At 42.7% G+C, this 12345-nt stretch carries 6 protein-coding genes; 2 read left to right on the top strand and 4 right to left on the bottom strand.

Annotated features, from left to right (window positions below; genetic code table 11):
- Positions 1–5: 5 nt before the first annotated feature.
- Positions 6–1262: a DUF2264 domain-containing protein gene (locus AAHJ11_RS12130; protein ID WP_217721876.1), complete on the bottom strand. Its 1257-nt coding sequence runs from the start codon at positions 1260–1262 to the stop codon at positions 6–8.
- Between the two features lie 296 nt (positions 1263–1558).
- The gene (locus AAHJ11_RS12125; RefSeq protein ID WP_148363992.1) at positions 1559–3115 is read right to left on the bottom strand and encodes an ATP-binding protein; all 1557 of its coding nucleotides are present in this window, start codon (positions 3113–3115) and stop codon (positions 1559–1561) included.
- A gap of 175 nt (positions 3116–3290) precedes the next feature.
- On the opposite strand from AAHJ11_RS12125, the gene AAHJ11_RS12120 reads away from it, so the two are divergent.
- The gene (locus tag AAHJ11_RS12120) at positions 3291–5882 is read left to right on the top strand and encodes a helix-turn-helix domain-containing protein (RefSeq protein WP_258979361.1); all 2592 of its coding nucleotides are present in this window, start codon (positions 3291–3293) and stop codon (positions 5880–5882) included.
- Between the two features lie 81 nt (positions 5883–5963).
- On the top strand, positions 5964–8444 hold the full coding sequence (locus AAHJ11_RS12115) for a glycoside hydrolase family 31 protein (RefSeq protein WP_409012860.1): 2481 nt from the start codon (positions 5964–5966) through the stop codon (positions 8442–8444).
- Positions 8445–9132: 688 nt separating this feature from the next.
- On the opposite strand, the gene AAHJ11_RS12110 is transcribed toward AAHJ11_RS12115, so the two are convergent.
- Entirely contained in the window at positions 9133–10278 is a 1146-nt protein-coding gene (locus AAHJ11_RS12110; RefSeq protein ID WP_074556753.1) for an AAA family ATPase, read from the bottom strand.
- Positions 10279–10374: 96 nt separating this feature from the next.
- Positions 10375–12345, bottom strand: a complete 1971-nt coding sequence (locus AAHJ11_RS12105) for a glycoside hydrolase family 97 protein (protein WP_258979359.1) — start codon at positions 12343–12345, stop codon at positions 10375–10377.

The following is a 12345-nucleotide window of genomic DNA, read 5'->3' as shown; positions in this document are numbered from 1 at the left end:
CCATCTTAATGAACAGCATGATCTTTCGGGAAATCTTTCCCCTCCCAGGCTTTCTTACTTGTCCAATCCTCGGCAGGTGAAGTCCAGAATGGATGTTCTGCCGGAAGTCCCAATGGGAGGAATGCGAGTGAAGCCATATATAAGCTACCATTATTCGTATACCAGTCTGATATATTCGGCTGCTTACCATTGAATCCTAAAGTCAGGAATCCTTTTTCATTGAAATTATGATTATCACTAAACATTCGTTTGATAACTGCCGTCATAGCTGCACGTACTTGTCCATTTGGTAATTCTTTAGGGAGCCACTCTCTCCATGCCAGCAATGCCAAAGGTTGTAAAGTTCCTGTACGGTACGTGATAGAACGCCCGAATACTGGGAGCGTACCTTCCGGAGAAATAAACCGTTCCAGAATTATTCCAAAGCGTTGCATCCGTTTGACTGCACGATTATAATCGCAATCCGGCATATTCCAGACTTTGTTCTTACCGGCATTTGTCATGATTTCCAACGGTTCTATATACATAGGGTGCAAAACGAAACTATTATAATAGTCAAAAGCAAAATCCGGACCGTCCGAATACCAGCCATCTCCCACATACCATTCTTCCACTTTACGTAGAGCCGAAGCAATGCGATAAGTATCACTCGGTGCACCAGCCTTACGCAGGAAAGATTCCACTGTGGCAGAGAATAACAACCAGTTAGTATAAGGAGGGTCTACTCGGCGAAGTTGTGTAAATTCGGTAATATAACGTTGTTTTGTCACACTGTCCAGCGGAACCCACAAGGCATCATATCCTCTTATGAAACTTTCTGCAATATAGGCTGCATCCACCAACGTCTGTCCCTCTTTTCTCCACAACAAATAATCGGGACTTTCCGGATCTACAGCCTGCGCATAACTCTTTAACGCCCATTCGCGCAACTGTTTACGCTGAACACCTTCTGCCGTATCATCATCCGGCAATGAAATCCAGGGAGCCAGTCCTGCCATCAAACGCCCGAAGCACTCCATATAAGTGACATTCTTATTTCGTCCATCCCATGTCGGACTCAACTCTACCAACATGTTCTGTTGCAACTTGCCCTCACTCATATTACTAAGCACGGGTTCAGCCATTCGATATAATACTCCCGCCCACAGTTCACGGTCGTTCGGTTCTTTTACTTGTTTTTTCTTTTTCGCAGACAGATCCTGTGCAGGGATCAACAACATTGCTATCAGCAACAGTAGTAAGTAATGTCTATTCAAATTCATGATATTATTTTAGGTTTTTCGTCTACAAAGGTACTCCATACTTAGATAAATAGAGTCCAAATTTACGTCAAAAAGGGATACAAAAAGACCATTATTCGTATGAAAAGCTTTTATAAGGCCATCTTTTCGCAAATGAGTCTCATTGCCATTATATATAATACGACATTACTCCACTTTCCACCTATCCATTATTCCATATTTCAATGACCAACTATACTGTTTGCATGATATTGATATTGGTTGTTTTTGGGAAGATATATTAATCCCTAAGGCCGCTACATAACTTTCACAATGCACTATGCATCAGCATCAGGGATTATTTTCCACTCCTTAATGCCGCGTGTCTCGGAAGAGAAGTCAACACCTATCTTATATAATTTGCGGGAATCTTTAGCAAAAGGCAAAGCATAGTCCTTCTCCTCTATCTGACGCAAAGCATCGTCGGCAGTACCATCAAGTTTCAGTTCCATCACGTAAATATAGTCTTTGGTTTTCAACACAATGTCTATACGCCCATTACTAGTGGTACGTTCTACGTCGGTATAAAAGCCCAACATTTTGAACACCAGATACATTGCATTTTGAAAATAAAGTTCCATCTTCCCCGTTATCTTGTAGTCAGTATCGGCAAACATGGATTGCATCCGCTGCATAAAACTTTCGGGATCTCCACGTTCAATGTCCATGATAAAGTTAGTAATGAAAAATCCGGTTTTTTCCTCTTCTACCGGTGTATAAAAAGGTATCAAATATTTAATGAAACCATTCTCCACTTCCTTATTCGGAAAACCCAACTGATAGTTGCCGAAACGTTCGTCATATCCCTTTATCGTGAGATATCCGCTCTGATAAATGACAGGAATAGGATTGCGTGACATGGAGTCAATGCTATTCAAAAAGTCACCGGGAACTTGCTCTTCGGTTAGTTTATCTAATTGGTAATTCGAATTCTTCATCAGATAAACAAGGAATGAAGGTGTACCTGTTTCAAACCAATAATCGGCAAACTTCATTTTTGCTAAAGTATTGAGGATACTGAAAGGATTATAGAGTCCTTCGGTTTTGTAGTCAAAATGATAACCATCGTACTGTTCCTTCAGTTTAGTGTAACATTCCTCCTTTGTCAACCCATTTCTTTCACCTAACAGTACCACATCATTATCAAAATATTCGTGAAGTTCTCCGTCTGTGATACCGCAAATATTGATGTAACGGCCGTCCATAGAGATATCATTCAGGTTATTCAAATCACTGAACACGCTCACCTTGCCGAATTTCGTCACACCTGTCAGGAAAGCAAGTTTGATATAGCGGTCCTGCGTTTTGAGTACAGAGTAGAAAGCTTTCAGCGTGCTGCGATATTCAGCCTGCAACACCTCGTTGCCAATAGCTTGCAGCATAGGCTTGTCATATTCATCCACAAGAATAACTACGCGATGACCGGTCTTTTCGTAAGCACGTTCTACAATTCCTTTAAAGCGCAGGGCGAAGGTTACTTCTGTAGGAAAGGTGCCATATATCTCTTCCCATTTTTTGAGACTGTCATCAAGAACATGATTCAAGCTATCCATCGCGTCATATTTGGCGGTGTTCAAGTCAAGATGAAGAATAGGATGTTCCTCCCATTTATGTTCCAGCTTCTCGATGGCAAGCCCTCTGAAAAGTTCCTTTTTCCCACTCAGATAAGCTTCCAGCGTAGAAAGAAGCAAGCTCTTCCCAAAACGTCGGGGACGGCTAAGAAAATAATAACGTCCGGTAGTAGCCATTTGATAGACTAACGCCGTCTTGTCCACATACACATAACCGTCATTTATCAGACTCTCAAAGTTCTGTATTCCTATGGGGTAAATCATAATGGGATGATATTTAAGTATTCACTACGCAAAGATAAACGATTTCCTCGCGTAGACAAAGTGAAGGGTGTTAAAAGATTAGGAATGATATCGCAAGAATGATTATATCATAATTATTCCCCCTATCCTCTTTATTTCCGAAAGAAACAATTACCTTTGTAATATTGAAATAGCCATGACTACCAATAGCTTGAGAAACATACGGATTCTGCTCTGCTTATTTTTCTGTTTCAGGATGACACCGTTCATATATGCCGGTGGATTCCTGTTCACCACCATCAATGCGTCGCAAGGATTGAGTGATAACCAAATACGTTATATCCTCCAGTTGCCCGACGGAAGAATGGTATTCACCACCAGCGGTAATGTAAATTTATACGACGGTGTACATTTCAGCTATCTTCACCGCACCACGGAATACGTATATCCATTAAACCAATATAACGGGCATTACCGCATTTACCAGAGTGGGGATTCTCTGTTATGGATTAAAGATACTCACAAACTGATGTGCATTGACCTGTACAGAGAGGAATACATTCCTGATTTAGATGCTTACTTTAAGAACAGAGAGATACAAGCCCCCGTAGAAGACCTTTTTGTAGACGGTTCAGGACACACCTGGCTACTCATTGCTAACGAATTACTGGAATTAAACAACAAGACCCGTATAACCTTGCCCGGCAAGTATTCCGGAAAATTGCAGGACCTGAATGCCGACAGTACCTCCCTATATTTATTCTATGACACAGGCGAAGTGTCCTGTTACCACATAGCCGACCAAAAAACTGTATACAATATAGCCGCTTATCCTGCATCCGAACAGGCTGAATATCAAAATACTTCTCTCGTCATCAAAAGCGCAGACGGCTTCTATCAACTACGCAACGGGCGTAAAGGCGGTTTATTCTATTTCAATAGCCACAAGCGCACATGGAAAAAACTCTTCGAACAGAACTATACTCTCAATACCCTTATCATTACCCCTAATGGTGAGAAAGCCTATATCAGTTGCGTTCACGGGTTTTGGATTATTGACCTCCACACAGGAACACAAAAATACATCCCCCTATTGGAAACCGGAAACAGACAGATTGTCTCTACCGAAATCAGCACTGTCTTTCAAGACCGGCAAGGAGGGTTATGGCTCGGAACTTTCAATCGGGGATTATTATATCATCACCCGTCCATGCATAAACTGACTCATATAGGTCGCAATGCATTTCCCGTCTCCCCGGAAGAAGAAATCAATATTGAATCTTTCGCCGAAGATAAAGATGGAAATATCTATCTAAAAGCTCATTCCCGAGTTTATCGACTGACAGTCAATGAGCAGAAATCCCATGTATTGAAATCGGCAGCTATCCCTACAATTTCTCCTGAAATCCTGAACCGGTTGAACACCCCAAGGAACTGTTATTTCAGAAACAAAGTATATCATACATTATATACCGACACACGCGGCTGGACATGGGCAGGAACTCCTGACGGACTGGAACTTTTCACCAGCGAAAACGACTCTATCCCACGTACCTTCTACCGCGAAAACGGATTGAGCAATAACTTTATCCAGGGTATCATTGAGGATAAATATCGAGACATCTGGGTAACGACCAGTAATGGTGTCACACGCATCCACATAAATCCGGAGAATAAGAACATCAGTTTCACCCGGTTCAATCAGTTGGACGGTGCTTTGGACGGCGAATACATAAAAGATGCCGTATTCAGTTCTTCCGACGGCACTCTCTATTTGGGTGGTATTGATGGCTTTAACATATTCCATCCCGACAAGGACTCCATTCATCCGATGCTTCCTGATCCGCCGGTTTTCACAGCCTTACGCTTGTATGGAGAAAAGGTGAATACTGGAAAAGAATATGGCAACCGCATCATCCTGTCCAAGGCTGCTCCTTATACAACCGAAATCGAACTGGACTATAACCAAAACTTCCTGACTTTCGAATTTTCGGCATTGAATTATATCAATCATGAACGCACATACTACCGTTATCAACTGGAAGGTATCGACCCGCAATGGATGAGTACATTTGCAGGAAGACAGGGAAATGCGACTGTGGGGAAAGGTCTTCTTCAAGCTGTTTACACCAATTTACCACCGGGAGATTATACATTCAAAGTCATGGCTTCGGACAATCCTCTTCAGTGGAACGGCAAAGTGACAGCAATAAAATTAACCATCCATGCACCGTGGTGGAAAACAACCACGGCTTATATCCTGTATGCAATCATTTTATTACTGATTGTTTTCACCGGTATCCGATTGTATATCTATTGGAGCAGAAAGGAAATGGAACGCAAGCATAAAGAAGAGATTCTATTACTCCGTATACGCAACCTGATCGAACAAAATAATTCTCTAACCTGTAGCATAGAAGAAACGTCTCCCGACCATCAGCAACAGGACACGGAAGAATCTGCATTTCTGGCACAAGCCATCAAACTGGTGGAACAGAATCTGCACGTCAATGGCTATTCGGTGGAGCAACTAAGCCGCGACCTCTGTATGGAGCGAACGGGATTATACCGCAAACTGGTGACTATGCTCGATCAGTCTCCCAGCCTCTTTATCCGCAACATTCGTCTGCAACGGGCAGCACAACTGATAACAGAGGGCAAGCTAAGTATTACAGAAATTGCGGAACACACAGGTTTTAGCAGTTCCAGTTATTTAAGCAAATGCTTTCAGGAAATGTACGGATGCCGCCCGTCAGAATATGCCGAAAAAGTGAAGAAATCAACGTGATTACTGTTTGTTTCAACCTGATTATTGTCCGTTTTACTTGCCTCTGCCCTACTTTTGCTGCATCATAAAGCACTAAAAACCATGAAAATGAATCTTATTAGAAAAGCCGGTTTCTTGCTGGTATGTGCAACAATGGTTGCAGCAGGCAATGGTACAGCACAAAATGTACAACGTACCTCACAAGGCATCAAGTGTGCCACACAGGGGATGGATGTCAACATTGAGTTTTATTCACCCTCCATTGTCAGGGTTTATAAGACGCCCAGTCAGAAATCTTGCAATAAAGAAAGTCTGGTCATTGTCAAAACGCCTGAGACAACTCCTGTTTCTTTCGGTGAAAAGGGGAAAAATGTGACATTAAGCAGTCGTCTTATCCAACTGGAAGTGAACCCGAAGACTGGGGGTATCCATTTTTTCGATTCGTCCGGCCAATGTCTGTTGACGGACAAAGATTACGGAACGCAATTCACTCCTTTCAATGATGCAGGTGTTCCGTCTTTCAATGTCCGCCAGGCTTTTTTGCTGGATAAAGACGAAGTAATCTACGGATTGGGACAGCAGCAGACGGGTAAAGTGAACCAACGTAACCAGAAACTACTCCTCCGCAATCAAAATATGAGTATCTGTATTCCGTTTATTCATTCCGTCAAAGGATATGCCCTTTATTGGGATAATTACTCTCCCACTACTTTCCTCGACAATCCGCAAGAGATGTCGTTCGACTCGGAAGTAGGCGACTGCGCTGATTATTATTTCATTTACGGTGGCAATGCGGACGGTGTAATAGCCGGAGTGCGCGAGCTGACCGGTCAGGCCCCGCTCTATCCGCTCTGGACACTGGGATTCTGGCAATGCCGCGAACGCTATAAAAGTCCGGACGAACTCTGCGAAGTAGTAGACAAGTACCGTGAACTGAAAGTACCACTGGACGGTATCATCCAAGACTGGCAATATTGGGGATGCAACGAAAACTGGAACTCGATGAAATTCCAAAACCCACGCTATATCAACAAAATGGGTGATCCGGAATACATGAAATTCCTCCCGAACGGAGAAGACAGAAATGCTAATTATGGAACGCCACGCATCAAAAGTCCGAAAGAAATGATCGACTATGTACATAAACAGAATGCACATATCATGATTTCAGTATGGGCCTCGTTCGGTCCGTGGACAGAGATGTACCAGAAAATGGATAGCCTGAAAGCATTGCTTCACTTCGAGACATGGCCTCCCAAAGCCGGAGTAAAACCTTACGATCCGTTCAATCCGACAGCACGCGATATGTATTGGGCAGAAATGAAAAAGAATATCTTCGATCTCGGAATGGATGGCTGGTGGCTCGACTCTACCGAGCCGGATCATCTGGAAATCAAGGACAAAGATTTTGATACCCCCACTTATCTGGGTTCATTCCGCAGAGTGCACAACGCTTTTCCTTTGATGTCCAACAAGGGTGTATACGAACATCAACGTGCCACCACTTCCGACAAACGGGTATTCCTGCTCACACGTTCGTCTTTCCTAGGACAGCAACGTTATGCGTCACATTCATGGAGCGGCGATGTAGTCTCTACCTGGGAAGTGATGAAGAAACAACTGGCGGCAGGACTAAATTACTCACTATGCGGCATACCATACTGGAATACCGACCTGGGCGGCTTCTTCGCATGGAAATATAACAATAATGTACACAATATCGCTTATCATGAATTGCACGTGCGCTGGTATCAGTGGGGAGCATTCCAGCCGATCATGCGTTCACACAATTCCAGTCCGGTAGCTGTGGAAATATACCAGTTCGGCAAGAAAGGAGACTGGGCTTATGACGCACTCGAAAAATATACTCACCTGCGCTATCGCCTTTTGCCCTATCTCTACAGCACTTCATGGGAAGTTACCAACAAAGCGGGCAGCATCATCCGACCACTCATGATGGATTTTCCTAAAGATAAGAAAGTACTTGAGATGGATACAGAGTATATGTTTGGCCGTAATTTCCTTGTCCGCCCCGTAACTGATTCGCTTTATACATGGCAGGACAACAAACAGAACGGCTATCAGAAGAATATGAATAAGATAGGAAAGACAGATGTTTATCTACCCGCAGGTGCCCAATGGGTTGATTTCTGGACCGGAAAAAGCCTGAAAGGCGGACAAACCATCCAGCGTGAAGTGCCTATCGACATCATGCCTGTCTATGTCCGTGCAGGTTCTATCCTACCTTGGGGACCGGCTGTACAATATTCCACCGAAAAGAAATGGGATAATCTGACACTTCGCATTTATCCGGGCGCCGACGCTGAATTTACTCTTTACGAAGATGAGTTCGACAACTACAATTACGAAAAGGGAGCACACACTACCATTGCCATGAAGTGGAATGATAAAGACCGCACCCTGACGATTAACGACCGCCAAGGTAATTACAAAGGAATGCTGAAAAATCGTAAATTCAATATTATCATTGTAGAACCGGGAAAAGGTTGTGGTGACGGTGATGCTACGACGTTCGATCAATCAGTTTCTTATAAGGGAAAGAGAGTTGGCTTAAAATTATAAAGTTTCAACTTTATTCCCACCATCTCACACTGGGGAAATAAACAGTAACCAATCGGTAGATTTCCCCCTAACACCTATTTTTTAATTTCACAAATACAGCCTTCACCTTTCACAATGCCCTATTCATCGGCATTTGCGGGTGAAGGTTACTCTTTCATCCGCCTTTCACCCTCCGTTTTCTTAACCCTGCATAATTCTTCTCCACCTGTTACTTCTAAAGACATATCTAACCTGTTTCCTACTCATTACTAACTAACTTCTTTTTCATTAACAACAAACTTTCTTTTGATTACTGGTAAACTTCTTATTACCAGTATGTAAACTTGCTTTTCATTAAATGCAATCTATAATTGCAAGTTGCGTTTATAAAAACAAAAGCTTTGATTATACAAATGCAAGTTTCATTTATATAATCAAAGCTTGCATTTATAGTTTTCTTATAAGGCAAAGAAAGTTTGGTTCCTATACAAAGGAAGTTTATCCTTTATAGAAAAGAAGTTTTCCTATAATAGTCCGGAAGCTATCTGCTAACACTTCTTCTGCCAACTATAGATGAAGGATTTAGCAAACTGGACAATCTGTGAAAGTCAGGGTAGAAAGGTGAAAGGAAAGTGAAAGCCTGCCCTTCACCCGCTAATACCGATGAATAGGGCATTGTGAAAGGTGAAGGGTATTTTCTTGAATATGATTATTTTAGTATACCAGCGTAAGGTAATGTCTGCAACCACAATTCCATAAAACGGTCGTATACACAATATCCCTCTTCCGCCTTAAATACATATTCTTTATTAATCAGGAATTTAAGGGCTGCATTAATACTACTCGAACCTTTCAATCCATATTTCTTAATAAATATAGAACTATTAATAGCCGTTACGAATTGCTCCCGGGCGATAGCGCGCAACAAAGTTGACTGATTTTCGGTCAACATACCATATAAACGCTGGTATTCATCCACCTCGGAACGAACTATATCTGCCAAACATTTCTCAAATATGGTTTCATTCAAGACGGGCTCCTTTTGTTCATAAAGTCGGTTCAGCACATACTGTACATACCATGTATGCCCATTAAAACGTCGATAAATCATCTGAAAGAGTTCATCACTCAATTCCTTTCCTCCGGCCTGCATCCAACGTATGGCAAAAAGAGAATAATGCTCTAAAGGGATGGATGCCAGATTCATCTTTTCCGTACTCCGGTAAAAAGGACGTTTCGCTGAACCAAACATTTCTGCCATCAGATGTTGTTTACTTCCTGAAAAAATAAAATGTACATGAGGTAAAAATTGAATGTAAGAACGCAACAAGCCTTCTACTCCTTTTTCCGGATATTCAGTGATCTGCTGAAATTCATCAATAGCGATATAACATTCTTTTCCCGAATGTTCCAGGTAATCAAAAATCTCTTTTAATGTTGCCTGTGCCTGGGAAGGTTGAAAATCAAGAGTTGCTTGTGGCACTCCCGTTAAGACATCGGGGGAAAACACTAAACGACAACTTCTAAAAAAGCCACTGATTGTCGCCAGCGTCTTCTGCGATAAATTATCTAATTTACCAATCACAGTCTGCCCGAACTGAATGATAAAATCATCCAGACATGTCGTAGAAAAAATATCCATGTAAAAACAAGCTGCCTCCGGATACTCCCGTCGTATCTGATGAAAGACGTTCTGTATTAATCCGGTCTTACCCATACGGCGAGGACTCATTAAGGTCACATTTCTTCCATTCCGTAAAGCGGAAATCAAATGTTCCGTTTCTTCTATCCGATCACAGAAATACTTAGGACCAGCATAGGCATAAATCAAAAAAGGATTATTTACGTCATTCATATTCAAGCAATTATTTATAGCGTAATTATTGTAGTACTTTTTATGCTACACAAATTACGCTATAAATAATGATTCTACCAAACTTTTGCCGAACAATCATTTCCCATATGATCCCGCCACGCTTCTATTCACCAATAGAACACCTCCCTGTGGAAGGATTTCCAGTTGCACTTTTCCGTTTTCTTTCACTTTCAACGGCAGAAGCTGCGGTTCTCCTTTTTTATCATCCTCATACAGAGAAACAGTTTTTCCGGCAAACATATCTAAATCCAGCCTCAACTTTACGATTTCTTTCCCGGCATTCACTGCTGCCAGATACCAGGTATCACCGTGGCGACGCGCCAAAACTACATATTTCCCCGGATATCCGTCAATAAAACGTGTCTCATCCCATGTGGTAGGAACCGTTTTCATATAGTCCATACAAACAGGGGAAACATCTTTCAGGTTGTTGGGAGCAAGCGCAAAATTCTGTATCGGATTCTGGAATAATACGGTAGTGGCTAATTGAAATATATCAGTAGTACGGCGGGTAGTTCCTCCGTCATTGTTGCGATTCAGCCGTTTGTTCAGAAAACAACCACCGAATTCCATGCAACCCACCGCATTGCGGATAAACGGATGCAGACAGGCATTGAAAGCCTCTTCATCACAGAAGTGCTGGCCGAAAACCATATTTTCGGAGGCCAGTACAGCCTCGCTGCCTACATAGTTCGGGTACATACGTTCCCATCCTCGAGGGATGGTGCAACCGTGGAAGATTACCATCAGACCGTGGTCGTCAGCATCACTCAAAATATCTTCATACAGGCGCATCGTTTCCTGCTTGTCGCCACCAAAGAAATCAACTTTGATTCCTTTCACTCCAAGGCTTTGCAACCATTTCATTTCACGTTTGCGGATAATGGCATTGTCCATGTGATTCACCGGCCCCTGCTCAATATCATTCCAATAGCCGGAAGAGCTATACCATAAGAAGAGTTCCACTCCTTTGCTTCGTGCGTATTCTATCAAAGATTTCATACGGTCACGGCCGATGTTCGTATCCCACCAGTTATCGATCAAGGCATACTCATACCCCATTGCAGCTGCAAAATCAATATAGCGCACCTGATCGTCACAGTTGATACTACCATCCTGCCAGAGAATCCAGCTCCATGTGCCGCGTCCGAAACGGTAGTCATGCTTCGTTTCATAAAGAGGACGTACGACATCCCAGATAACGGTTGTTTCCACAATCGGTTTCAAGGTTTCGCCAACAGTTATGGTACGCCAGGGAGTAGCACCGGGAAGGGCAAATGCCGGAGCAGAAGTTCCGTTACCGTTATTTTCTTCAGCCATCGGGAAAGCAACCGTATACAGATTGCCTTCGCTTACATCGCTCAAACGAGAACCGCAATAACGACTGTCCACACCTGTTTCGCTGACTAATACCCAACCATCGTCACCGATACGGAACAGACAAGGGAACGTGTAGCCATGCCCGTACTGCGAACGGTCACTCATGGGAGCATCTGCCTTGTACTCTTCCTCATAACTGGGTTTGGTACGTTTCCAACCTATCATGGCATCGCTTTGCGGACATAAGAAAGTAGTTGTTTGTTGCGGAAAGCAAAAGCCGGTTTCTTCGGCAGTTACCGTTACACTTCCTTTTCCATCCTGACGCGGAAGAGTATAACGGAAAGCTACATCGTGATTGCTGACACGAAAGACTACATCTATTTTCTGCCCTTTCGGATTCTCAAAATTACAAATCAGTTCGTTTGCCTGATAATGCACTTTGGAGGTTTTAATACGATCCTGATGATAGACAGTATCAATCGGAGTAACAGCGTGTCCTGTCAGTTTCATCCCTTTTGCAAAATCACCGATATTCGTATTCATACCCAAAGGAGATTTCTCCAACATTGTCTTTCCATTGTAGGTAATCGAATAACTTGGCTTTTCGGCTGGAGAAGCAGATACAACCAATTGCAGTTTTTCATCCGGCCCTTTCACTACCACTTCCTGTGCTATCAGAGAAGTCAGACAGCAACTAGCCAGCAGGGTACTTATTATCTTCTTCAT

This window comes from Bacteroides sp. 90-K9/2, assembly GCF_047310725.1.
Lineage (GTDB): Bacteria > Bacteroidota > Bacteroidia > Bacteroidales > Bacteroidaceae > Bacteroides > Bacteroides vicugnae.
Note: the sequence above shows the minus strand (reverse complement) of the source record. Positions and strands in the feature narration are given on the sequence as shown.

What these genes read in the sequence shown, in the direction of transcription:
- AAHJ11_RS12120 (WP_258979361.1), top strand. Translation starts at nt 3,291, where the DNA reads ATGACTACCAATAGCTTGAGAAACATACGGATTCTGCTCTGCTTATTT.
- AAHJ11_RS12130 (WP_217721876.1), bottom strand. Translation starts at nt 1,262, where the DNA reads ATGAATTTGAATAGACATTACTTACTACTGTTGCTGATAGCAATGTTG.
- AAHJ11_RS12110 (WP_074556753.1), bottom strand. Translation starts at nt 10,278, where the DNA reads ATGAATGACGTAAATAATCCTTTTTTGATTTATGCCTATGCTGGTCCT.
- AAHJ11_RS12115 (WP_409012860.1), top strand. Translation starts at nt 5,964, where the DNA reads ATGAAAATGAATCTTATTAGAAAAGCCGGTTTCTTGCTGGTATGTGCA.
- AAHJ11_RS12105 (WP_258979359.1), bottom strand. Translation starts at nt 12,345, where the DNA reads ATGAAGAAGATAATAAGTACCCTGCTGGCTAGTTGCTGTCTGACTTCT.
- AAHJ11_RS12125 (WP_148363992.1), bottom strand. Translation starts at nt 3,115, where the DNA reads ATGATTTACCCCATAGGAATACAGAACTTTGAGAGTCTGATAAATGAC.